The following is a 23,263-nucleotide window of genomic DNA, read 5'->3' as shown; positions in this document are numbered from 1 at the left end:
TAAGCACGCCGCCAGCGTTCGTCCTGAGCCAGGATCAAACTCTCCGTGAATGTTTACCGGATATCCGGTGACACTCGCGTTGAGCGGGACAGTCATGCCGGAATAGGGCCGACTGTCCACAGCGTCCTCGCTGTGTTGTTGCCATCCCCGAAGGAATGGACTTTTCAAAGGAACCTCGACCATCCGAAGATGGACGGGGTATCAACTAATCTGGCGTTGATTTTTGGCACGCTGTTGAGTTCTCAAGGAACGGACGCTTCCTTTGTACTCACCCTCTCGGGCTTTCCTCCGGGCTTTCCCTTCGGTATTTCGTGTTTCCAGCCTAGCAGATCCGATTCTTCGTTTCTGCCACCCGCTGGAGCGGGCTGCTGGGAATGGAATTGGCTTTCGCTTTTCCCGTTCCCGGCGGTGTCAAACATTACCAGGGTTTCTCGGTCCCGCTGACCACATCCACTGCGAGCATGCAGAGGTGTAGACCACTGGGGTTAGGATCTGCCTTGATAGGTGCTGCCGACCCGCGACTCAAGGCCGCGTTGGGGTCAGGCAGGAGTACGACAGTACATCCCACCGTCAGTAGAGGCAAATCGTCGCTGGTGGTCCCTAGCTCCGCCCAACTGGTACGTCTCGTGCGGAACTGGGACTTCTTATGACTTACGCTTCAGAACAGTACGCCGTCCAGGACAGGTAGTGACGGCGCCACACAATCTCCGCCCCTGGGAGGCTTCCCATGACAACCGTGACGTCGCCGCTTGCTGGACGCGCCATCGGTCTCGCCGCAGTTCCCGACCCGGTCTTCGCCGGTGCGATGGTCGGTCCCGGTACCGCCATCGACCCCGTACGTGAGCCCTCGGAGGCGGTGTCTCCTATTGATGGGGTCATCGTCTCCATGCACCCGCACGCCTTCGTCGTCGTCGACGAGGCCGGGCACGGTGTGCTGACGCATCTGGGCATCGACACCGTTCAGCTCAACGGCGAGGGCTTCGAGCTCCTCGTGAACAAGGGTGACACCGTGAGGCGCGGCCAGGCCGTCGTCCGCTGGGACCCGGCCGCGGTCGAGGCCGCCGGCAAGTCCCCCATCTGTCCGATCGTGGCCCTGGAGGCCACCGTGGACTCGCTCTCCGAGGTCGTCGAGGACGGCGACGTGAAGGCCGGCGACCAGCTCTTCGGCTGGAACTGAGCCGGATCGTCCTGGTGACGACCGCGAGTTCGACATTCAACGCGGCGGCCGGGGCCGTCGCTCAATCGGAGACGGGTGAGATGGAGACAACGCTGCGAGGCGTCGGCGTCAGCCACGGTGTGGCGATCGGCGAGGTCCGGCACATGGGCACGGCGGTCCTCGAGCCGCCGGCCAAGCAGATTCCGGCCGACGAGGCGGAGCGCGAACAGGGGCGCGCTCGTCAGGCGGTCGAGGCTGTGGCCGCGGACCTCAATGCCCGGGGCAACCTGGCCGGTGGCGAGGCCCAGGCGGTGCTCGAGGCCCAGGCGATGATCGCCCAGGACCCGGAGCTCATCGCCGACGTCGACCGCCGGATCGCGGTCGGCAGCACGGCCGAGCGCGGTATCTACGACGCCTTCTCGCACTATCGCGAGCTGCTGGCGGGTGCCGGTGAGTACATGGCCGGCCGCGTCGCCGACCTCGACGACGTGCGGAACCGGATCGTGGCGCGGCTGCTCGGTGTGCCGATGCCGGGCGTGCCGGACAGCGACGAGCCGTACGTGCTGATCGCGCGGGACCTGGCGCCGGCCGACACGGCGCTGCTCGACCCGGCGCTGGTGCTGGGGTTCGTGACGGAAGAGGGCGGTCCGACCAGCCACAGCGCGATCCTCGCGCGGGCGCTGGGTGTGCCGGCGATCGTGGCGCTGCCGGGCGCGGGTGAGCTGGCCGAGGGCACGCTCATCGCGGTCGACGGTTCCACGGGTGAGCTCTTCGTGGATCCGAGCGAGGAGAAGAAGGCGGAGCTGACCGAGGCGGCCGCCGCGCGGAAGGCCGCGCTGGCGACGTCCAGCGGTCCGGGTGCGACCTCGGACGGTCACAAGGTGCCGCTGCTCGCCAACGTCGGCGGTCCTTCGGACGTGCCGGCGGCGGTGGAGGCCGGTGCCGAGGGCGTCGGTCTGTTCCGTACGGAGTTCCTCTTCCTGGACGACAGCAAGCAGGCTCCGTCCGAGGAGAAGCAGATCGAGGCCTACCGCAAGGTGCTCGAGGCGTTCCCCGAGGGCCGTGTGGTCGTGCGGGTGCTGGACGCCGGTGCGGACAAGCCGCTGGACTTCCTGACGCCGGCGGACGAGCCGAACCCGGCGCTGGGCGTGCGGGGTCTGCGGTCGCTGCTCGACCACCCGGAGGTGCTGCGGACGCAGCTGACGGCGCTGGCGAAGGCGGCCGAGGGTCTGCCGGTGTACCTCGAGGTCATGGCGCCGATGGTGGCCGACCGTACGGATGCGAAGGCGTTCGCCGACGCGTGCCGTGAGGCGGGGCTGCGGGCGAAGTTCGGTGCGATGGTCGAGATTCCCTCGGCCGCGCTGCGGGCGCGCTCGATCCTGCAGGAGGTCGAGTTCCTGTCGCTTGGCACCAATGACCTGGCGCAGTACACCTTCGCGGCCGACCGTCAGGTCGGTGCGGTGTCCAGGCTGCAGGACCCGTGGCAGCCGGCGCTGCTCGACCTGGTGGCGCTGTCCGCCGAGGCGGCGAAGGCCGAGGGCAAGAGCTGCGGTGTCTGTGGCGAGGCGGCGTCGGATCCGCTGCTCGCCTGTGTGCTGACGGGTCTGGGGGTCACCTCCCTGTCCATGGGCGCGGCGTCCATTCCGTATGTGCGGGCGACGCTGGCCAAGTACACGCTGGCGCAGTGCGAGCGGGCCGCGGCCGCGGCGCGTGCGGCGGACACGGCGCACGACGCGCGGATCGCCGCGCAGGCGGTGCTGTCCGGGGAGTGATCCCTGGGGTACGGCGTTGATCGAAGGGGCTTTCCGTCACGTGGGTGACGGGAGGCCCCTTCGGCGTGTGCGGGTGGGGTGGGGTCAGTGGTGGAGGGGGTGGTCGTCGTCGGGGTCGGGGGTGAGGGGGAAGCCGGCGCGGTAGTCGACGTCGGGTTCCGGTGAGAGGGGTTCGCCGGTGTGGGCGTCGGTGCAGTAGGCGGCGAAGACCTCGGCTTCGGTGAGGGGGGTGAGGGTGCCGTCGGTGAGGCGCCAGCCGTGGAGGTGGTCGTGGGCGCCTGGGGTGCTGGTGCGGAGGACGAGTCCGGCGGGTGCGGCGAGGGCGATGCCGGCGGCGAGGACGGCGGTGAACTCGGTGGCGGTGGGGTCGTCCGGTGGGGTGGTGCCGTGGGTGTGGAGGACGGCGAGGAGTTGGTCGTCGGCGGTGGGGACGCTGCACACGAGGTGGTGGGTGCCGGGTCCGGCCGCCGCCAGGAGCCGTACGAGGAGGCGGCCGGCCCGCTCGAAGGCGGCGCGGCCGATGTCCTCGCCGCAGGTGGCGCAGGGGCCCGCGGTGGCGAGGACGGTGGTGGCGTACTGCCAGGTGGCGTGGCGGACGGCGGTGTCGACGAGTTCGGGGAGGAGGGTGGTGAGGGGCTGTCCGGTGTAGGTGACGCGGGCGCCGGTGGCGGCGAGGTGGGCGGTGAAGCGGCTGCGGCTGGTGGGGTGGTCGGGGTCGAGGGCTGTTTCGGTGCACCAGGCGGCGTACTCCTCGGGGTCGAAGAGGGTGACGGTGGTGTGGCCGCCCTGGCCGGCGAGGGTTTTGAGGAGGGCTTCGATCTGTTGGAGGTAGGTGGTGTGGTCGTCGAAGGCGAAGGTGCGGTACTGGCGCATGGCGGTGAAGTCCTGTTCGTCGGCGAGGAGGCCGACGGTGCTGGGGACTTCGCGGCGCAGGGCGCGGCGGAGGTGTGCCGAGGTGGTGCCGGTACGGGTCATGTCTCCCCCTGGTGACGGTCCGATCAGTGCTCACTCACCGTAACCTTCGCCACTGACAGTGACGGTGGGGTGAGGCGTCGGCGGACCAGGCGGTGCTGTGCGGCGCAGGTGGCGACGAGGGCGGCGCCGAGGAAGGGCCAGGCGAGGGGGCCGGCGGAGACGAGACCGGTGACGACGAGGGGGCCTGCGCAGCGCTGGGTGGACTGGGCGAGGCCGTGGACTCCGAGGTAGGCGCCTTGGGCGTCGTCGGGCGCGAGGGCGATGGAGAGTTCCCAGGACGCGATGGTGTGGATCATCTCGGCGAAGGTGAGGACGACGGCGGCGGTGACGAGGGCCGTGACGGCGAGGGCGGGGCCGCCGAGCGGGGAGACGGCGATGGCGAGGGTGCCGAGGGCGAAGAGGGCCGCTAGGGGGGCGAAGAGGCGGCGGGCGGCGTCGGTGCTGCCGCCGAAGCGGGAGAGCGGGACCTGGAAGGCCACGACGAGGGCGCTGTTCAGGACCATCAGGAGGGGCGCGAGGCCGACGGGGGCGTCGGTGGCGTGGACGATCCAGAGCGGGAGGGCGACCTGGAGGACCGAGTCGTGGAGGAAGAAGACGGACTCCCCCGCGGTGAAGGCGAGGAAGCCGCGGTCGCGCCAGGGGTTGGAGCGCTTGGCGGTGGCGGGTTGGTCGGTGGAGGCGGCGGCGATGCGGGAGGGGGCCGGGGAGGGGGGTTCGGCGCAGCGGAGGGTGAGGGCGGCGACCACCAGGTAGGAGAGGGCGTCTCCGACGAGCAGGAGCTGAAAGGCGGTGGTGGAGCCGACGGCGAGGGCTGCGGCGGCGCCGAGGCCTCCGACGGTCCAGCCGATGTTGGAGGTGGTGCGGTTGATGGCCTGGTAGCGGACGCGGTCGGGGCCGGCGACCCGGGCGGCGTACAGCTTGGTGAGGACGTTGGAGGCGCGGTCGGGGAGGGCGCCGGCGGCGGAGAGGAGGACGAGGAGGACGTAGTCGTCGGTGGTGAGGAGGGAGAGGAGGGCGGCGGCGCGCAGGAGTTGGGTGCAGATGAGGACGCGGACGAGAGGGAAGCGGTCGGCGAGCCGGCCGCCGAGGGGGGCGCCGGCGATGCCGGCCGCGCCGGAGAGGGCGACGAGGAGGCCGACCTGGGCGAGGCCGAGGCCGGTGACGTAGGTGAAGTAGAGGGCCATGGCCGTGGACCAGAGTCCGCTGCCGCACTTGTCGATGAAGCCGATGAGGAGCATGCGGCGGCCGTCGCGGCCTCCGGGGATGCGGTCCTTGAAGGGTGGGCGGGGCGGATGGGTGGCGCGGCTCATGGGTCCCCCTTGCGGATTCTTTTGTATTGATACATAATCAGTTACGTGGCAGCACAATATGCGATCGAGGGTGTGACGGCCAAGGGGATTGCCGCGTCCGTCGAGCGGGGCGTGGCGGAAGGGGGGCTCGCCCCCGGCGACGCCCTGCCTCCCGTGCGACGGCTCGCCGACACCCTGGGCGTGAGCCCCGGGACGGTGGCGACGGCCTACAAGGAACTGCGGCAGCGGGGGCTGATCGTCACCCGAGGCCGGGGCGGGACCGTGGTGGCGGAGGTGCCGTCGGTGGCCTCCCGGCGGCCCCCGCGCGTGCCGAGCGGGCTCGTGGACCTGGCCGGAGGCCATCCGGACCTCGCCTTCCTGCCCGTACTGCGGCCGCCGTCGACCGTCTCCCCCGTGTACGGGTCCCACCGCGCGGCCCCGCGCCTGCCCGTACTCGAAGAGCTGACCAGGAAGTGGTTCGAGCGGGACGGAGTGCCCTCGGAGCACGTGACGTTCGCGCACGGGGCGCTCGACTGCATCGCGCGGCTGCTCTCGACGGAGCTGCGGCCCGGGGACGCGGTGGCCGTGGAGGATCCCGGCTTCCATCACCTGCTCGACCTGGTGCCCGCGCTCGGGCTGCGGATCGTCCCGGTGGCGGTGGACGAGCAGGGGCTCGTGCCCGACGCGCTGCGGACGGCGCTGCGGGCCGGGGTGCGCGCGGTGGTGTGCAGTCCGCGGGGCCAGTGCCCGACCGGAGCGTTCTTCACGCGGTCGCGGCGGGACGAACTGGTGGCGGTACTGAGGGGGTTCCCCGAGGTGCTGGTCGTCGAGGACGACCACAACGCGGAGGTCGGCGGGGCGGCGGCGTACACGCTCGCGGCGGCGGGGCTCGACCGGTGGGCGCAGGTGCGGACCGTGTCGAAGCACCTCGGGATCGACCTGCGGTGGGCCGGGGTCGCCTGCGACGCGGTCACGGCCGCGCGCCACGACGGGCGGATGCTGATGACCTCGGGCTGGGTCAGCCATGTCCTCCAGGACACGGTGGCCGGTCTGTTCACGGACACGGCGGTACGCGCGCTCGTGGCGGCGGGCGAGGCGGCGTACGCGGAGCGGCGCGCGGCGCTGATCGGCGCGCTGGGCGCGTACGGCATCCGTGCCGTCGGGGCCAGCGGGCTGAACGTGTGGGTCCCCGTGCGGGACGAGTCGGCGGTGGTGAACGGGCTGCGGACGCAGGGCTGGTGGGTCGCGGCCGGTGCCAGGTTCCGGATCGCGGCGCCCCCGGCCGTACGGATCACGACGGCGACGCTCGCGCCGGAGGACGCGGTGCGCCTCGCGGCGGACTTCGGCGAGGTGCTCGGGGACGCGCAGGCGACGTACGGGGGGTGACGGCGGACGCTCCGGGGAAGGCGTGGGCCTCCCCCGGAGCGCCAGGGTGCGTCAGTGCGTGTCAGGGATCGGTGCGCTTCAGCGGGTGCGGAAGGCGTTGCGCTGGGTCTGGGTGAGGGTGTTGCCGTTCACGTCGGTGAGTTCGGCGCGGAGGGAGACGGTCCGGCCGGCGACCGGGGTACGGAAGCCCACCTGGCCGTCGAGGACCGGGACGCGGGTCCAGGTGGCCCCGCGGTCGGTCGACATCGACACGGTCAGGGAGCGGACGCCGGCCGTGGCGGCCGCGCCCTCGACGGTGACCGGGACCCGGACGAGGGTGCCCGCCGGGGCGGTGCCGTCGAGGTAGAGGGACGGGCTGAAGCGGACGGTGCTGAGCGGGAGTTCGGCGGGCGTGGAGGAGGCCGCGGAGGGGAAGGTCCAGGCCGCGGTGACCTGGCCGCCGGCGCTCGGGCCGCTGCCGTGGGTGGCCGTGGCGGTGAGGCGGTAGGAGGCGCGGCCGGGCGTGGTGGTGAACCGGGCGCGGCCGGGCTCGCCCTGCCGGGTGCCGATCAGGACGCCGTCGCGGTGGAGCGTGGTGGTGGCGCCGTGGAAGCGGGGCGCGCTCGGCGCGTGGCCTTCGCCGTCGGCGAGCAGCGGGATGTCGAGCGCGATGCTGTCGCCGTCGCGGACCCCGGCCGGGCGGGCGCCGGGCGAGGTGTCGAGGGCCGGTCCGAAGACGGCGTTGTCGAAGGTGTGGGTGGTGGTGGCGCCGGCGCGCACCGCGAAGCCGTGGTCCTCGTACCGGTTGGGCGGGGTCTCGGGCGCGGCCGGGCCGGTGTAGTCGACGTCCCAGCGGCCGCGTTCGGGGGTCACGAGGACGGTCGCGGTGCCGGGCGTCTTGAGGGGCTGGGCCAGGCCGACGGTGGGGCCGGCGCTGGGCTGGATGGAGACGAAGCCGGTCCCGTTCGCGCCGTCGGGGGCGGCTCCCCGGATCTTGACCGTGGCCAGGGCGGCGGCCGAGGGGCGGCGGACCAGGCCGGTCTGGGCGCGGGCCGAGGTGAAGGTGTAGCCGAGCGCGTAGTCGGCGCTCGCGCCCGACCAGTAGGTGTCGAACCACTCCTTGACGGAGCCCGGTTCGGAGGCCGGGCCGAGGTGGGCCACGCGCAGGGCGTCGCGCGCCATCATGATGTTCGCGGAGCGGGTCTTGCCCTCGTGGGTGACTTCGACGACGCCGATGCTGTTCAGGTAGCGGGCGCCCGGGTCCGGCGGGCGGACGTCGACCGGCGCGGTCGTGCGGGCGTCGACGGTCACCGTCGTGTCGCCGGTCAGGTCGAGCCGGGGCTGGACGATCCAGTCGGTTCCGGTGGCCGGATCGGGGCCGTACAGCGTGGAGTCGAGCAGGTAGCGGCCCTTGGGCAGGCGGAGGGTGACCGTGCCGGACGCGTCGTAGGGGGTGGCCTCCTCGGAGGCGCCGGGGCCGGAGATGCCGGTGACGTGGGTGTTGTAGCCGCCGGTGGACGCGCCGGCGCGGTCCAGATGCCGGATCGTCAGGGTGTACGTCTCCGGGGTCCCGGTCGTCGCCACGGCGGTCGGGGACAGCGTGGCGAGGGTCGTACCGGCGAGGACGCCGGCGAGGGCCAGGGTGCGTAGGACCGTGCGGCGGGGTGTCGAGTGATCGTTCATGATCAGCACTGCTCGCCGCGGGCCCGGCGTTCCCGTGACCTGGGTCACACGCGGGGCGGTGTGGTCCAGGTCACGGGAACCCGGGCGAACCAGCGCCCAGTGCCAGATGTGGAATCACCTATGAGAGATCGTTTCCGCGCCGGGGACCCAGCGGCGCTCGGCGAGGCGTACGACGAGCACGCACGCGTGCTGTACCACTACGCCTACCGGGTGTGCGGGGACAGGGCGTCCGCGGAGGACGTCGTCTCCGCCGCGTTCCTGGAGGCCTGGCGCTGCCGGAGCAAGGTGCACGCCGACGGCGGAAGCCTGCGGCCCTGGCTCCTCGGCATCGCGACCAACATCATGCGCGGGGCCGCGCGGGAGGCCCGCCGGCGGGACGCCGCGCTGGCCAGGCTCCCCGAGCGGGGCGTCCTGCCGGACTTCGCCGACGACGTCCTCGCGCGGATGACCGATACCGAGCAGGTACGGGCCGCCCGTGTCGCCCTCGGCAGACTCCGGCGCCGCGAGCGCGAGGTCTTCACCCTCGTGGTGTGGGCCGGGCTGGACTACGCCGCGGCCGGCGAGGCGCTCGGCGTCCCCGTCGGAACCGTGCGCTCCCGGCTCTCCCGGGCCCGCGAACGGCTCCGCAAACTCGCCGAAGCGGAATTGCGCGCGGCGCGGCGCCGCGGGCGGTCCGCGACCCTCGCGGTGCGGTCGGGCGGGCCCCGGCCTGGCGCGGGCGCGAGCACCGCGGCCGGCGGTGTCGCCGGGCGGGCCGGGGATGACGCCGAGCCCCTTCGCCCCTGCGGTTCCCCTGCCGCGTCCGAGTCCTTCGTCGCGTCCGGTGCCGTCGCCGGCCGTGCGGCTGTACCCCCGGCGCTCGCGCCCCGACCGATCACGGAGAACCAGGTATGAACGCCTCTACGCATCGCACGCCGCAGGTCGACGCCGATGAGCTGCTGCGGTCCGAGTTGGCGGAGCTGCTGCCTCCGCCGCGGGTGCCCGAGCTGACGGCGGAGCGGGATCGTCAGCTGCGGTACGCCGTGCTGCGGACCGCCCTGGAGGACGGGGAGGGCGCGGGGGCCCGCGTGGCTCGCGCGGCGCGGCCCGGGCGGCGGCGGCTCGGCTGGGTCGCCGCGCCCGCCATCGCCTGCGCGGTCGTCGCGGGGGTCGTCGTGCTCGCGCCGCCGGAGACTCCGGCCGGGTCGCCCGGGCGGGTCGCGGCCGGGCAGCCGGCGTCGCCGGAGGCCGTACGGGTGCTGAACGTGGCCGCGCTCGCCGCGGCGGCCGCGCCCGCGCCGGACGCCAAGGCCGGGGGGTACGTGTATGTCAGCAGCCTCGTCGCGTACGCGGGGCGCGGGGCGGACGGCGGTCCCGCCCAGCTGCCGCCGGCGCACCGGCGTGAGGTGTGGCTGTCGGCCGACGGCAGCCGGCCCGGGTTGCTGCGTGAGCCGGGTGCCGCCGACACGCGGCTCGGTGCCGAGCTGCCCGTGTACGAGCTCGACCACCGCGGGGCCACTCCGCGGAAGACGACGGCCGCGGCGGCGCCGCCTTCGGTCACGAACCCGACGCACGCGTACGTGGCGACGCTGCCGACCGATCCGGACGCGCTGCTGCGGCTGGTGAAGGACGGTACGCGCGCGGGTGGCGGCGACGCGGACCAGAAGGCGTTCACCGCGATCGGGACCCTGCTGGCCGAGACGTGGGCGCCGCCGAAGGTGACCGCCGCGCTGTACCAGGCGGCGGCGCGTATCCCCGGGGTGACGGTTCTCCCGTCCGCGAAGGACGCGGCCGGCCGGGAAGGTGTGGCCGTGGCCCGTACCGCGCACGGCGAGCAGACCCAGTGGATCTTCGACCGGACGACGTCGGCGTTCCTCGGGGAGCGGACCGTGCTCACCGAGACCACGTCGGCCGGGCGTGCCGGGGCGGTGCTCGGGGTGTCGGCGGTGCTGGTGAAGGCGGCGGCCGGCGCGCCGGGAGAGGTGCCCGCGCGGTGATCTGACAGGTCGTGGCACAGCCAGGGGCCCGCTGATCCGGTCGGATCGGCGGGCCCCTGGCCGTGGCGTGGGTCCGGTGCGGGTCTAGCCGCGGCGGTTGGCGGCGAGGGACTCGTAGAAGTGGAGGAGGCCGAGGTCGTCGACGGAGCCGGCGTTGACGGCCTTGGCGAGGGGGGTGCCCTGGAGGAGGCGCTTGACCGGGACCTCGATGCGCTTGCCCGTGAGGGTGTGCGGGACGCCGGGGACCTCGATGATCTCGTCGGGGACGTGCCGCGGCGAGAGTTCGGTGCGGATCGTGCGCTTGATACGGCCGATGAGCTCCTCGTCGAGGACGGCGCCTTCCACGAGGTGGACGAAGAGCGGCATCCAGTAGCCGCCGTCCGGCTCCTCCAGGCCGATGACGAGGGACTCGCGGATCTCCGGGAGGCGCTCGACGGCCTCATAGATATCGGCGCTGCCCATCCGGACGCCCTGCCGGTTGAGGGTGGAGTCGGAGCGGCCGTGGATGACGACCGAGCCGTGGTCGGTGATCGTGATCCAGTCGCCGTGGCGCCAGACGCCCGGGAACATCTCGAAGTAGCTGTCGCGGTAGCGGCTGCCGTCGGGGTCGTTCCAGAAGTGGATCGGCATGGACGGCATGGGGTTGGTGACGACGAGTTCGCCGACCTCGCCTATGACGGGCTTGCCGGAGGGGTCCCAGGACTGCAGGTCGGTGCCGAGGCCGGCGGCCTGGAGCTCGCCGATGTGGACCGGCAGGGTGGGGACGGCGCCGGCGAAGCAGGAGCAGACGTCCGTGCCGCCGCTGACGGAGGCGATCCAGAGGTTCTCGCGGACCTCGTCGTGGAGCCAGCGGAAGCCGTCGGGGGGCAGCGGGGAGCCGGTGGTGGCGACGCACCGCACGGCCGACAGGTCGAAGTCGCGGCCCGGGTGGACGTCCGCCTTGGCGCAGGCCATCACGTACGCGGCGGAGGTGCCGTAGAAGGTGGCGCGGGTGCGCTCGGCGACCCGCCACTGGGCGGCCGTGTCGGGGTAGCCGGGGCTGCCGTCGTACAGGACGACGGTGGTGCCGGTGAGGAGACCGGAGACGAGGAAGTTCCACATCATCCAGCCGGTGGAGGTGTACCAGAAGAATACGTCCTCGGGGCCGAGGTCGCAGTGCAGGCCCAGCTGCTTGACGTGCTCGACGAGGATGCCGCCCTGGGACTGGACGATGGCCTTCGGCAGGCCGGTCGTGCCGGAGGAGTACAGGACCCACAGCGGGTGCGCGAACGGGACCTGCTCGTAGACCGGCTCGGCGTCGCCGGCGACGAGGGCGTCCCAGTCGAGGGTGCCCTCGGGGGCCGGGGTGCCCAGGAGCGGGATGTGGACGACGGCGCGGAGGGTGGGGAGCTCGGCCCGCAGCTCGGCGACGGTGTCGCGGCGGTCGTGCTCCTTGCCGCCGTAGCGGTAGCCGTCGACGGTGAAGAGGACGACCGGCTCGACCTGCTGGAAGCGGTCGAGGACCGAGCGGGCACCGAAGTCCGGGGCGCAGGAGGTCCACACGCCGCCGACGGCGGCGGTGGCGAGCAGGGCCACGACGGACTGCGGGACGTTGGGCAGGTAGCCGCTGACGCGGTCGCCGGGGCGTACGCCGAGGGCGCGGAGTTCGGCGGCGAGGGAGCCGACCTGGCGGCGGAGCTCGGCCCAGGTGGTCGGCGTGGGCTCATGTGTCTCGTCCACATGGAGCAGGGCCGTGTCGTGGGGGCGCTCGTCGGCGGCGCGCAGGGCGTGCTCGGCGTAGTTGAGGGTGGCTCCGGGGAACCATGCGGCGCCGGGCATCGAGCGGTCGCCGAGTACCCGCTCGTACGGGGTGGAGAAGCGGATGTCGAACCATTCGACGACCGCCTGCCAGAAGGCTTCGAGCTCCTGGACCGACCACTGGTGCAGCGCCGGATAGCCGCCGTCGGCCGGGGCGCCATGGTGTTCGGCCGCCCAGGACTGGAAGCGGGTGACGGCAGCCGAGGAGATGCGTTCGTCGTCCGGCTGCCAGAGCGGGTCGGTCTGGGCTGATGTCATGGGGTGGCTCCCTGGCTGTACGCGGGGTCGGCGTGTGTCGGGCGCACGTGCTGGGGTGTGCGCGTGACGCGGCTGACAGGGACGATGCCATGTGATCGTCTTTCGCACCAGGGCTGCCTGCCCATGGTCGGCCAGTTGAATATGTGCTCCCACCATGGGTGAACGGAAGTTGAACGGAGCCGGTATCGCCCCAGGTGGGTGGCAGGGTGATCGTCATGGACGGTCGTGAACTGGTGCGTTCGATCAAGGTGCTTGGCTCGGTACAGGGGTTGCGGACGATACGGGCGGCGTGGCGGCGTCACCGTACGGACGCGTGGGGGCTGCCGGAGCGCGGGGCGGAGCGGGCCCGGGTGCCGGGTCCCGCTGTGGGGGCGGAGGCGGCTCCGGGCGGGGGAACCGTCCGGTTCACCCGGTCGTCGCTGCGGATCTGCGTGTCGGCGGGCGGCACCGTCTTCTGGGGCTGGGACGGGGCCGAGCCGCTGCCCTCGTACGCCGTCGCCACCGAAGCGCCCGAGCCCGACCCCCGGGCCTCCCTCGAACCGGACACGGACGGCGGGTGGCGGATCGTGTCGGAGCGGGTGACCGTGGCGGTGTCCCGGCACGGGGCCGTCGAGATCCGCACGCCCGGCGGGGTGATGCTGCGGCGCGATCTGCCGCCTCGGTGGTGGGAGCCGGTGGACGGCGGAGACCCGGCCGATTCCCGCCGTGCCGGTGCGCGGTGGGTGCAGCGGAGTGAGGTGCCGGCGGACGCGCGGTTCTTCGGGCTCGGCGGGCGCGCGGCCGGCCCGCGGCTGCGGGATGGCTCGTACCGGCTGTGGAACACGGACCCCAAGGGCGGCTTCGTGCCGGGGGACGATCCGCTGTACATCACCATGCCGGTGCAGTTCGTGGTGTCGGACGCCGGTACGCACCTGGCGTTCCACGACAACTCCTGGGACGGCCGGGTCACCCTGGCCGAGGGCGAGGAGGGGGCCGGATCCGGCCATGACCGGCCGGGCGGTGTCGAGGTGCGGATGAGCGGTGGGCCGCTGCGCTGCTGGGTGGTCGTCGGCACCCCCGCGCGGGTGCTGCACGGCTGGGCGGCGCTGACCGGCGCGCCCGCGCTGCCGCCGTCCTGGGCCCTGGGGCCGCAGCACGCGCGCTGGGGGTTCGGCAGCGCGGCGGAGGTGCGGCGGGTGGTGGCCGGCTACCGGGAGCGGGGGCTTCCGCTGTCCGCCGTACACCTGGACATCGATCACTACGACGGCCACCGGGTCTTCACGGTGGACCGGGAGCGGTTCCCCGATCTGCCGGGGCTCGCGGCGGAGCTGCGGGAGCAGGGCGTGCGGCTGGTGTCGATCGTGGACCCGGCCGTGCCGGCCGAGCCGGGGAACGCCGTCTACGACGAGGGGCGGGCGGCCGGGGCGTTCGTGCGGGACGCGCGGGGCCGGGAGGTCCACGGGGAGGTGTGGCCGGGCGTGTGCGCCTATCCGGACTTCACCGATCCCGAGGTACGCGAGTGGTGGGGCGGCCTGTACGAGGAGCGGCTCCGGCAGGGGTTCTCCGGGGTGTGGCACGACATGAACGAGCCCGTGGCCTTCGCGCCCTTCGGCGACCCGACCCTGCCCCGCTCGGCGCGGCACGCCCTGGACGGGCGCGGCGGTGACCACCGGGAGGGGCACAACGTGTACGGGCTGACGATGGCGCGGGCCGGGTACGAGGGGCTGCGCCGGCTGCGGCCCGCCGAGCGGCCGTTCCTCTTCTCGCGGTCGGGCTGGGCGGGCATGCAGCGCTACGGGGGGACCTGGTCGGGCGATGTGTCGACGGGGTGGCCGGGGCTACGGGCCTCGCTCTCCCTGGTGCTCGGGCTCGGCCTGTGCGGGGTGCCGTACTCGGGGCCCGACGTGGGCGGGTTCGACGGGAGCCCGTCGCCGGAGCTGTTCCTGCGCTGGTACCAGCTGGGGGCGTGGCTGCCGCTGTTCCGTACGCACGCGGCGATCGACGCGGGGCGCCGCGAGCCGTGGGAGTTCGGTCCCGAGGTCCTGGAGCACGCGCGCGTGGCGCTGGCCGAACGGGAGCGGCTGCGCCCGTACTTCGAGACCCTGGCGCGGCTCGCGCGCATGACGGGCGCGCCGTACGTGCGGCCGTTGTGGTGGGGGACGCCGGAGGACCGGCCGCTTCGGGACTGCGAGGACGCCTTCCTCCTCGGCGACGCGCTGCTCGTGGCACCCGTCCTGACCCCCGGGGCCGACCGTCGGGCCGTACGGCTGCCGCGGGGGCGCTGGTACGACACGGCGACGGGGCAGGCGTACGAGGGGCCGGGCCAGGTGCTGCTCGACGCGCCGCTCTCCCGGGTGCCGGTGCTCGCGCGGGCCGGGGCGGTGCTCGCGGTGCGCGGCGAGGACGGCGGGCCGGCCCTCGAGGTGTGGCCGCCCGCCGCCGGGCGGACCGGCGGCGGGCTCGTCGTACGGGACACGGGAGACGGCTGGGAGCCGGCCGAGATCGAGCGGTACCAGTCGCGGCTCGTCGACGGCCGGGTGGTCGTGGAACGGGTCACGGACGACGGGGTGACGGAGGCGGAACTTCCGGTGCGGGTGCGGCGGACCGCCGCGGGGTGAACGGGGGCGGAGTGAACGTGGGCGGGTGCGTGCCGGGCGCGGGCGGCGGGGTGCCGGTGCGCGCGGGCCTCAGTCGTACGCGCCCGCGAACCACTTCCGTACCGCCTCCGTGTGCAGGGGGAAGGCGAGTTCGGCGGGGGCGTGGAGCACGTGGTGGCCGCTGGTCTCGTCGGTGGGGACGGAGGGCGGCAGGGTGGCGGCAGGACGGGCGGGCAGGAGGCCGAAGAGGAGGAGGTGGCCGGCCGGGGAGCTGAGCGCGTCGGCGAGGCGGACGTCGGTGGCGGAGGCCTCGATGCCGGTCTCCTCGCGGAGTTCGCGGGCGACGGCGGCGCGCCAGTCCTCGCCGTGGTCGATGAAGCCGCCGGGGAGGGCCGTACCGCCCCGCTGGGGTTCGATGGTGCGGGTGATGACCACGAGGCCGGTGCCGTCCCGGTCGGTGACCGGGAGGAGGGCGACGGCGACGGGGAGCGGGTTGCGGTAGGCGGTGTGGCCGCAGGCCGGGCAGGTGCGGGGCCAGCCGGCGCCGGCGGAGTGGGCGGCGCCGCAGGAGGAGCAGTGGGAGTCCTTCACGGCCCGACCGTATGCGATGGCCTTTCCCGGCGCTGCCGGAACTGGTAGACGGTGCGCATGACAGGACTTGCTTCCGGTTTCCGTACTCTCGCCGTCACGGCCGCGGCCGGTCTGCTCGCCGTCACGGGGGCCGTCGCCGCCCCCGCTCCCCCGGCATCCGCCGCGCCGGAGCCGAAGGCGCCACGGGAGTTCGTGGCGCTCGACTCGGTGGACCGCACGATCATCCAGGAGATGCGCTACTCGACGACACACAACTTCGTGGGCGAGCCGGTCGACGGCTACCGGCAGCCGCTGTGCGTCCTGACCAGGCCGGCGGCCGAGGCGCTGCACCGCGCGCAGTCGCGGCTGCTGGCGCGGGGCTACTCGCTGAAGGTGTACGACTGCTACCGGCCGCAGCGGGCCGTGGACCACTTCGTGCGCTGGGCGAAGGACCTGGCGGACGAACGGATGAAGGGGGAGTTCTATCCGCTGGTCGACAAGTCGAGGCTGTTCGCGGACGGTTACATCGCGGAGAAGTCCGGGCACAGCCGGGGTTCGACGGTGGACCTGACGATCGTGCGGCTGCCGGCGGTGCCCACGCGCGCGTACGTGCCGGGCGAGGAGCTGGTGGCGTGCTACGCGCCGCGTGAGGAGCGTTTTCCGGACAACTCCGTGGACATGGGGACCGGGTACGACTGCTTCGACACCCTGTCCCACACGGACGACCCGCGGATCCAGGGGGTGCGGCGGGCCAACCGGCAGCTGCTCAAGGGGGTGCTGGCCGAGCAGGGCTTCGTGAACCTGCCGGAGGAGTGGTGGCACTTCACGTTCAAGCCGGAGCCGTTCCCTTCGACGTTCTTCGACTTCCCGGTGGCCCGCAGGTCGGTGGCCGGGCACTGAGTCTTCCCCGTCGGGGCCGCCCGTGCCAGACTCCTGACGCTTCGTCAGATCAGTGGTGGGCGACGGTACGGGAGGCCTCGATGGCGCGGACGCGCAGACCGGTGGTGGACGGCTGGTTCACCGACGACACCGTGCCGGAGGCGGAGTTCCGCCTGCTCGGCACCCGCTGCTCGGCCTGCGCGTCGGTGTTCTTCCCGCGCGAGGACGGCTGGTGCCGCAATCCGGGCTGCCCCGGTGGCGGCGAGCTCGCCGAGGTGCCGCTCTCGCCGCGCGGCCGGGTCTGGTCGTACACCGACGGCCGCTACCGCCCGCCGGCCCCCTACGTCTCCGACCCGGAGGCGCCCTGGGAGCCGTACACCCTCGTCGCGGTCGAGCTGGCGGACGAGGCGATGGTGGTGCTCGGGCAGGCCGCGCCCGGCGTGACGACCGCCGACCTGGCGGTGGGCACGGAGGTCGTGGTGGTGCCCGGGATCCTGAACGAGGACGACCTGCACGTCTGGACCACCTGGAACTGGCGGCCCGTCGCACGGGAGGAGCGCTCGTGAACGACATCGCCGTCCTCGGGGCCGGGATGCACCCCTGGGGCAAATGGGGCCGCAGCTTCGTCTCGTACGGGACCGCGGCCGCCCGCGCCGCGCTCGCCGACGCCGGCCTGGACTGGCGCGACGTCGGTTCGGTCGTCGGCGCCGACACCATGCGGTGCGGATATCCGGGGTACGTGGCCGGGGCGACCTTCGCCCAGGCCCTCGGATGGCAGGGGGCGAGGGTCGCCAGCGTGTACGCCGCCTGCGCCTCCGGCGCCCAGGCCATCGCGACCGCGCGGGCGCAGATCCTGGCCGGTCTGGCGGACGTGGTCCTGGTCGTCGGCGCGGACTCGACGCCGAAGGGTTTCTTCGCCCCGGCGGGCGGCGACCGGCCCGACGACCCGGACTGGCTGCGGTTCCGGATCCTCGGGGCGACCAACCCCGCGTACTTCGCCCTCTACGCGCGCCGCCGGATGGACCTCTACGGCGACACGGCCGAGGACTTCGCCCGGGTGAAGGTGAAGAACGCGGCGGCGGGCGCGCTCAACCCGCTCGCGCGGTACCGGAAGGGGGTGACGGCCGACGAGGTCGCGGCCTCCGCCGTCGTCGCCGATCCGCTCCGGCTCCTCGACATCTGCGCCACCTCCGACGGAGGCGCCGCGCTGGTGCTGTCCACCATGGAGTTCGCGCGCCGCCACGGACACCCCGACCCGGTCCGGGTGCGGGCGGTGTCCACGGTCTCCCCCACGTACCCCAAGGCGGTGCTCGACCTTCCCGACATCGCGACCGACTCGGCGGCGGCCGTCTCCCCCTCCGCGCACACCTTCCGCGCGTCGATCGCCCGCGCCGCCTACGAGGAGGCGGGAATCGGGCCCGAGGACCTGTCCCTCGCCGAGGTGTACGACCTGTCCACCGCCCTTGAGCTGGAGTGGTACGAGGACATCGGGCTCTGCGCCGCCGGTGAGGGCGCCAAGCTGCTCAGGGAGGGCGCCACGGCGCTCGGCGGACGACTGCCCGTCAACACCAGTGGTGGCCTCGCCTCGTTCGGGGAGGCCGTGCCCGCCCAGGCCATCGCGCAGGTCTGCGAACTGACCTGGCAGCTACGGGGCACGGCGGGCGACCGTCAGGTGCCGGGGGCCCGGGTCGGCCTCACCGCCAACCAGGGCCTGTTCGGCCACGGGTCGGCGGTCGTGGCGGTCCGCTGAGGGGTCCGCTGGGGGGTCCCGTGGACGCGGGTGCACGCGCGCGTGCACCCGCCTTCCGTCAGTTCGTCGCGGCCGCGTGGCCGCGGTCGGCCAGGACGAGGGCGTGCTCGACGACGGCGACGAGGACGCTCTTCACGGACTCGCGGTCGCGGGCGTCGCACATCAGGAGCTCGACCTCGGGATCCAGGTCGAGCGCCCCGCGCACGGTCTCGGCGGAGAACCGCCGTGCGCCCTCGAAGCAGTTGACGGCCACCGTGAACGGGATGCCGCGCCGCTCGAAGTAGTCGATGGCCGCGAAGCTGTCCTCCAGACGGCGGGTGTCCGCCAGGACGACCGCGCCGAGCGCGCCCTGGGCCAGCTCGTCCCACAGGAACCAGAAACGGTCCTGGCCCGGCGTGCCGAAGAGGTACAGGACGAGGTCCTCGCGGAGGGTGATCCGGCCGAAGTCCATGGCGACCGTGGTGGTCGTCTTGGTCTCGACGCCGTGCAGGTCGTCGACCGGACGGCCCGCCTCGCTCAGGATCTCCTCGGTCCGCAGCGGCCTGATCTCGCTCACCGCGCCGACCAGCGTCGTCTTGCCGACCCCGAATCCGCCCGCGACGAGGATCTTCAGGGTCACCGGTTCGACGAAGGACTTCCTGCGGCTAGAGCGCCCGAAGGCCATTGATCACCTCGCGAAGAATGCTCACGTCCGGCAGCTCGGCCGGCGGAACGGGGCGGGTCACATGGACGAGTTCGTCCTCGACGAGGTCACCGACCAGGACCCGGACCACCCCGACGGGGAGGTCGAGGCCCGCGGCGAGCTCGGCGATCGACTGAGGCTGCTCGGAGCAGCGTTCGACGATCTCCACGTGTTCGGGGGAGAGCGTCTGGTCCCGGCCGGGGTCCTCCGCGGCGGGTTCGGGTACCACCACCGCGATCAGGTCGAGCCGGTGGCGGGTGGCGGCGCTCGTCCGGCCGCGGGTCATCGCGTACGGACGGACCACGGGTCCCGCGTCGTCGTCGAACCAGTGGTGATGGCCGGGGGTTCGCCCCTGCTCCGGCTGGTTCCGGTCGGCTGCGTCACTCATGCCGTCCCACTCACCCTCCCGAGGGCAGGCCGGTCCGGGGCGCCGTCGCGAGGTGGGCCCCGACCCGCTTCACCATCAGCGTCATCTCGTAGGCGACCTGGCCGACGTCGGAGTCGGCGTCCGCGAGGACGGCCAGGCAGCTGCCGTCGCCGGCGGCGGTGACGAAGAGGAACGCGTCCTCCAGCTCCACGACGGTCTGCCGGACCTTGCCCGCCTCGAAGTGGCGGCCGACGCCCTTGGCGAGGCTGTGGAAGCCGGAGGCCACGGCGGCCAGGTGCTCGCCGTCCTCCCGGGTCAGCTCCTGGGAGGCACCGGTGGGGAGACCGTCGCTGGAGAGCACCAGGGCCTTGCGGATGGAGCCGACGCGCTGCACGAGCTCGTCGAGGAGCCAGTTGAGCTCGCCGTTTCCGTGTCCGGTGGTGCTGGGTGCTGCGGCGTTCGGTGCGGTCATCGACCGTCCCCCTCGGGTGTCGTTCCTGGTGCTTCCTGATCGTCCTGGCCGGCGTCGTGCCGTCGCCCGCGCTGCCAGCCTCGCTGCATGGCGGCCATGCGCGCGCGTACCTCCTCGGCGTCGCGCTCGAAGGACTCGGGCTTCTCGCCCCCGCCGGCCGTACGGGCTCCCGCGCCGCGCTCGGCCGGGCGCTCGCCCTCGCGCAGCTGCGGCGCGAGGCTCGCCTGGCGTACCCGGCGGGGCAGCCCGTCGAACGGGTCGTGCCCCTCGGCCGGCACGAGCCCGCCGGGACGCACGGGCGCGCCCGGAGGCACGGGTCCGCTCGGCGGCAGGTGTCCGCTCGGCGGTACGGGTCCGCTCGGCGGTACGGGGACGAGGGTGGGGCCGGTCGGGGCGGCGGAGCGCTCGGCGGCGCGGCCCGGGTCGGGGTGCGAGCGGCCGGGGAGCGGGTGCGCGCGGTCCGGGTCGTCGACGCGGCGGCCGTGGTCCACGACGAGCGTGGGGGTGGTGCGGCGGCGCGGCAGCGGGACGGGGCCGTCGGCGGGGGCGTCCTCCTCGCCGCGGTGGGCCGTCTGGTCCGGGGTCTGCTGGTGCTGCTCGCTCGCGGGGGCGAGGCCGCCGCGACGCCGGTCGCGGGGGCGGAAGAGGCCGCCGCGCTCGCTGTCGCTGTCGAGGAGGTCCGCTGAGCGGTCGAGGAGCACGTCGAAGTCGTCGCTGTCGAGCGGGGCTTCCAGCTCGACGGGGCCGTCCAGCGGCACGGGCGCCCCGGTCGCGTCCGGGACCCGGGCGAGGGCCGGGCGGCGGAGCGGCAGCGTGCCGCTGTCGGGGGTCGCCTCCTCGGGGCGCTCGTCGCGCTCCAGGGACTTGCGGTCCAGGCGGAATCCGGCGCCCTGGGTTTCGGGGGCGTCGGTGAGCAGGGCGGCCGGGATGAAGACGACCGCGGTCGTGCCGCCGTACGGGGAGGTCTGGAGGGAGACCCGGACGTTCTGGCGCTGGGCGAGCCGGCTGACCACGAAGAGGCCGAGGCGGTCGGTGTCCGAGAGCTCGAACTCGGGGGTCTCGGCGAGGCGCAGGTTGGCGTCGAGGAGGGCGTCGGGGGTCATGCCGAGGCCGCGGTCGTGGATCTCCAGGGTGAAGCCGTTCGCGACCCGCTCGCCGAGCACCTGCACGGCGGTGTGCGGGGGCGAGAACACCGTGGCGTTCTCCAGGAGTTCGGCGATGAGGTGGGTGAGGTCCGCGACGGCGGGGCCGCCCACGCCGAGGCGGGGCAGTCGGCGCACCTCGATCCGCTCGTAGTCCTCGACCTCGGCGACGGCGGCGCGGACGACGTCCATGAGCTGGACGGGCTTGCGCCACTGGCGGGAGGGTGCGGCGCCGGACAGGATGACGAGGCCCTCGGCGTGCCGGCGCATGCGGGTGGTGAGGTGGTCGAGCCGGAAAAGGTCGGCGAGCTCGTCGGTGTCCTCGGTGCGCCGCTCCATCGTGTCGAGGAGGGTGAGCTGACGGTGCAGCAGGACCTGGTTGCGGCGGGCGAGGTTGACGAAGACCTCGGACACTCCGCGGCGCATGTCGGCCTGCTTGACGGCGGCTTCGACGGCGGCGCGCTGGAGGGTGTTGAGGGCCTGGCCGACCTGGCCGACCTCGTCGTCCCCGTACCGCAGGTGGGGCACTTCGGTGCCGACGTCGACCTGTTCGCCGGCGGCGAGCCTGCGCATCACGCTGGGCAGGCGGACGCCGGAGACCTCCTGGGCCTCCTTCTGCAGGCGGCGCAGGTCGCGGATGAGTTCGCGGCCGATGCGGACGGAGATGACGATCGAGGCGAGCAGGGCGAGGAAGCCGAGGACGCCGGCGACGCCGACCTTGAGGAGGACGCTGTACGCGGCGGGCTGGACGCGGTCCTGGTAGCGGTCGCCGGCCGCGGTGTTCTCGCGGGCGAGGTCGTCGAGGACAGGGCTCGCCTGGTCCTGCCAGAAGGTGGCGGTGACGGCGCGCGGGCTGTCGGTGGGGCCCTCGGTGATGATCGCGTTCTCGGCGGTGCGCAGCGGCTGGGTGTCGGGACTGCGCCAGTACTTCTCGAAGCGCTCGCGTTCGGCGGCCGGCAGGAGTTCGAGGTTGACCTCGTAGAACTGCTCGCGGTTGGCGACGAGGTCGGATATCGCGCGGATCTCCTGCGCGGTGACGCGGTCGGCGACGAGCGCGGAGAGGACGAGGGCGTCCTCGCGGGAGAGGAGTTCGCGGGCGCGGGTCACGCCGACGAGGGCGCGGCCCTGCTTGTCCATCTCGACGTTCTCGAGGGCGTGCAGGGTGATGAGGAAGCTGTAGCAGGGGTCGACGAGCCGGTTGTAGAAGTCGAGGGCCTGCATGCGGCCGATGCTGCGCTTCTCGACGGAGCGGCGCAGCGAGGCGAGGCCGTCGAGCGCTTCCAGGAGGGAGTTGAGGCGCTGGGCGGTGACGGGCCGCATCTCGTCCCGTACACCGGGGTCGGCGGCGTTGGCCCGGATGCGGGCGATCTGCCGGTCGGTGGTGCGGCGCGTCTCCTTCAGGGAGGCGAGGGCGTCGGAGCCCCGGGGGTCGGCCAGGTAGATGAGCGACTGGCGTCGTTCGAGCTGGACGACCCGCGCGGTGTCCTCGAGGGGGTAGCCGACCTTCTCGACGATGTAGCCGACGTCGAGGAGCTGGTCGGCCTCGCGGCCGGTGAGGACCGTGGCGAAACCCCACAGGCCGGTGAGGGAGATGAGCGGTACGAGGAGCAACGCCACGATCTTCCGGCGGATGGACTTCCCGCGAAAGCGCATGGCCTCCCCCTGCTCGGCCCCCGTGCGCCACGGAGGTCCTTCACGTTCGTGACGTCCGGCGTCAACACGCGGCGTCAACCTTCGGTTTCAAACAAACGGCGGCGTGAGCCTACTACTGCATCACGGCCATCTCGAAGGCGCGTCCACGCGATTTTCAGCCTGTCGAGTGAGTGTTGATCATGACTTGTCCTGGTATTCGGGGAGTTGAGATCGGCCACTGTGGCGTAGGACACCTGATGGCGTGCCATTTCCCCCACCGGCACGGATGGCTGGAAGTGTTCGTTCCGGTCCGGCTCCGCGCATGTTCGCCGAGGGCCGGGCGAAACCTTTTCCCACTGGCGTGCGTCAATAGGTACGGGGAGGGTTCTGTCCGCGTAAAGGCGCTCACAACGGGCAGCCAACCCTGAGGGTCTTTCAGTGGTGGGGAGTGACGGAACAATGGAACACGAGGCGCGGTCCGCGCGTCAGTTGTGGGTGGAGGACACGAAGGGCCGGCAGCGGATGCCGGATCCGGTCCGGAACGCCGCCGTACGGGCCGTGATGATCACTTCGGTGACGCTCGTCCAGGCCGTCGTGGCGTTCTACTGCACGGTCGCCGGGGCCTGGCTGGCGTTTCCGATGACCATCAGTTCGGTGGCGTCGACGGTCGTGGCGACCTGGAGCGTCCTGGACGTCTGGATCACCCGTCAGGTGTGGCGCCAGCGCAACGGCGTGGTGTCCGAACCAAGCAGCGCGGCCCGCGGGTCGCTCCGCGAGCGGCACGAGGAGGGCCCGTCGGAGACGGCGCGCCTGTCCGAGGCGGCCTGATCCCACGGTCGTGAAGGCCCACGGATCGTGAAGGCCTGCGGATCGTGAAGGCCTACGGTTCGTGAAGGTCTGCGGTTCGTGAAGGACGGAGAGC

The 23,263-nt window shown here is 73.1% G+C and carries 19 protein-coding genes; 10 read left to right on the top strand and 9 right to left on the bottom strand.

Annotated features, from left to right (window positions below; genetic code table 11):
* The first annotated feature begins 727 nt into the window (after window positions 1–727).
* Window positions 728–1,177 (top strand): PTS sugar transporter subunit IIA, encoded by a 450-nt coding sequence (locus ACZ7G1_RS37955; protein ID WP_470881904.1) that lies wholly within the window; start codon window positions 728–730, stop codon window positions 1,175–1,177.
* An 80-nt stretch (window positions 1,178–1,257) separates the two neighbouring features.
* Window positions 1,258–2,928: a phosphoenolpyruvate--protein phosphotransferase gene (gene ptsP / locus ACZ7G1_RS37950; protein ID WP_470881906.1), complete on the top strand. Its 1,671-nt coding sequence runs from the start codon at window positions 1,258–1,260 to the stop codon at window positions 2,926–2,928.
* Between the two features lie 84 nt (window positions 2,929–3,012).
* Here the strand turns inward: ptsP and ACZ7G1_RS37945 are convergent, their stop codons facing one another.
* Together ACZ7G1_RS37945 and ACZ7G1_RS37940 are read right to left on the bottom strand one after the other, a co-directional pair.
* The gene (locus ACZ7G1_RS37945) at window positions 3,013–3,903 is read right to left on the bottom strand and encodes a hypothetical protein (RefSeq protein WP_470881907.1); all 891 of its coding nucleotides are present in this window, start codon (window positions 3,901–3,903) and stop codon (window positions 3,013–3,015) included.
* A gap of 23 nt (window positions 3,904–3,926) precedes the next feature.
* On the bottom strand, window positions 3,927–5,213 hold the full coding sequence (locus ACZ7G1_RS37940; protein ID WP_470881909.1) for an MFS transporter: 1,287 nt from the start codon (window positions 5,211–5,213) through the stop codon (window positions 3,927–3,929).
* 45 nt (window positions 5,214–5,258) lie between these two features.
* On the opposite strand from ACZ7G1_RS37940, the gene ACZ7G1_RS37935 reads away from it, so the two are divergent.
* Window positions 5,259–6,578 (top strand): aminotransferase class I/II-fold pyridoxal phosphate-dependent enzyme, encoded by a 1,320-nt coding sequence (locus tag ACZ7G1_RS37935; RefSeq protein WP_470881910.1) that lies wholly within the window; start codon window positions 5,259–5,261, stop codon window positions 6,576–6,578.
* A gap of 78 nt (window positions 6,579–6,656) precedes the next feature.
* Here the strand turns inward: ACZ7G1_RS37935 and ACZ7G1_RS37930 are convergent, their stop codons facing one another.
* Complete coding sequence (locus tag ACZ7G1_RS37930; protein ID WP_470881912.1) at window positions 6,657–8,240, bottom strand: serine protease; 1,584 nt, start codon at window positions 8,238–8,240, stop codon at window positions 6,657–6,659.
* A 120-nt stretch (window positions 8,241–8,360) separates the two neighbouring features.
* On the opposite strand from ACZ7G1_RS37930, the gene ACZ7G1_RS37925 reads away from it, so the two are divergent.
* Both ACZ7G1_RS37925 and ACZ7G1_RS37920 read left to right on the top strand, forming a co-directional pair.
* On the top strand, window positions 8,361–9,134 hold the full coding sequence (locus ACZ7G1_RS37925) for an RNA polymerase sigma factor (RefSeq protein WP_470881914.1): 774 nt from the start codon (window positions 8,361–8,363) through the stop codon (window positions 9,132–9,134).
* On the top strand, window positions 9,131–10,216 hold the full coding sequence (locus tag ACZ7G1_RS37920; RefSeq protein ID WP_470881916.1) for a CU044_5270 family protein: 1,086 nt from the start codon (window positions 9,131–9,133) through the stop codon (window positions 10,214–10,216). The genes ACZ7G1_RS37925 and ACZ7G1_RS37920 overlap by 4 nt, the downstream gene beginning before the upstream one ends.
* A gap of 84 nt (window positions 10,217–10,300) precedes the next feature.
* Here the strand turns inward: ACZ7G1_RS37920 and ACZ7G1_RS37915 are convergent, their stop codons facing one another.
* Window positions 10,301–12,271, bottom strand: a complete 1,971-nt coding sequence (locus ACZ7G1_RS37915) for an acetoacetate--CoA ligase (protein WP_470881918.1) — start codon at window positions 12,269–12,271, stop codon at window positions 10,301–10,303.
* 215 nt (window positions 12,272–12,486) lie between these two features.
* Here ACZ7G1_RS37915 and ACZ7G1_RS37910 point away from each other — a divergent pair, with 215 nt between their 5' ends.
* Window positions 12,487–14,868 (top strand): glycoside hydrolase family 31 protein, encoded by a 2,382-nt coding sequence (locus tag ACZ7G1_RS37910; protein WP_470881920.1) that lies wholly within the window; start codon window positions 12,487–12,489, stop codon window positions 14,866–14,868.
* 69 nt (window positions 14,869–14,937) lie between these two features.
* Here ACZ7G1_RS37910 and ACZ7G1_RS37905 read toward each other — a convergent pair whose 3' ends face one another.
* Entirely contained in the window at window positions 14,938–15,438 is a 501-nt protein-coding gene (locus ACZ7G1_RS37905) for an NUDIX domain-containing protein (RefSeq protein WP_470881922.1), read from the bottom strand.
* A 57-nt stretch (window positions 15,439–15,495) separates the two neighbouring features.
* On the opposite strand from ACZ7G1_RS37905, the gene ACZ7G1_RS37900 reads away from it, so the two are divergent.
* The 3 genes from ACZ7G1_RS37900 (at window position 15,496) to ACZ7G1_RS37890 (ending at window position 18,046) form a co-directional block, all read left to right on the top strand.
* On the top strand, window positions 15,496–16,317 hold the full coding sequence (locus ACZ7G1_RS37900; RefSeq protein WP_470881924.1) for a M15 family metallopeptidase: 822 nt from the start codon (window positions 15,496–15,498) through the stop codon (window positions 16,315–16,317).
* A gap of 80 nt (window positions 16,318–16,397) precedes the next feature.
* Window positions 16,398–16,862 (top strand): Zn-ribbon domain-containing OB-fold protein, encoded by a 465-nt coding sequence (locus tag ACZ7G1_RS37895; protein ID WP_470881926.1) that lies wholly within the window; start codon window positions 16,398–16,400, stop codon window positions 16,860–16,862.
* On the top strand, window positions 16,859–18,046 hold the full coding sequence (locus ACZ7G1_RS37890; protein WP_470881928.1) for a lipid-transfer protein: 1,188 nt from the start codon (window positions 16,859–16,861) through the stop codon (window positions 18,044–18,046). Before ACZ7G1_RS37895 ends, ACZ7G1_RS37890 begins: the two co-directional genes overlap by 4 nt.
* A 58-nt stretch (window positions 18,047–18,104) precedes the next feature.
* Here ACZ7G1_RS37890 and ACZ7G1_RS37885 read toward each other — a convergent pair whose 3' ends face one another.
* From ACZ7G1_RS37885 to ACZ7G1_RS37870, 4 genes are read right to left on the bottom strand one after another with little or no spacing between them, the layout of a single operon-like run.
* Entirely contained in the window at window positions 18,105–18,710 is a 606-nt protein-coding gene (locus ACZ7G1_RS37885; protein WP_470881930.1) for a GTP-binding protein, read from the bottom strand.
* The gene (locus ACZ7G1_RS37880; protein WP_470881932.1) at window positions 18,691–19,116 is read right to left on the bottom strand and encodes a DUF742 domain-containing protein; all 426 of its coding nucleotides are present in this window, start codon (window positions 19,114–19,116) and stop codon (window positions 18,691–18,693) included. Before ACZ7G1_RS37880 ends, ACZ7G1_RS37885 begins: the two co-directional genes overlap by 20 nt.
* Window positions 19,117–19,126: 10 nt before the next feature.
* A complete protein-coding gene (locus ACZ7G1_RS37875) occupies window positions 19,127–19,567 on the bottom strand; it encodes a roadblock/LC7 domain-containing protein (RefSeq protein WP_470881933.1) in 441 nt (146 codons plus the stop codon).
* Window positions 19,564–22,362 (bottom strand): nitrate- and nitrite sensing domain-containing protein, encoded by a 2,799-nt coding sequence (locus tag ACZ7G1_RS37870; RefSeq protein ID WP_470881935.1) that lies wholly within the window; start codon window positions 22,360–22,362, stop codon window positions 19,564–19,566. Before ACZ7G1_RS37870 ends, ACZ7G1_RS37875 begins: the two co-directional genes overlap by 4 nt.
* 438 nt (window positions 22,363–22,800) lie before the next feature.
* Between ACZ7G1_RS37870 and ACZ7G1_RS37865 the strand changes: the two genes are divergently transcribed.
* Window positions 22,801–23,169, top strand: coding sequence for a hypothetical protein (locus tag ACZ7G1_RS37865; RefSeq protein ID WP_470881937.1), 369 nt, complete (start codon window positions 22,801–22,803; stop codon window positions 23,167–23,169).
* Window positions 23,170–23,263: the final 94 nt, after the last annotated feature.

The organism is Streptomyces sp. NPDC037273, from assembly GCF_055603625.1.
The sequence above is the reverse complement of the archived record's forward strand: the minus strand, read 5'-3'. Positions and strand labels throughout refer to the sequence as shown.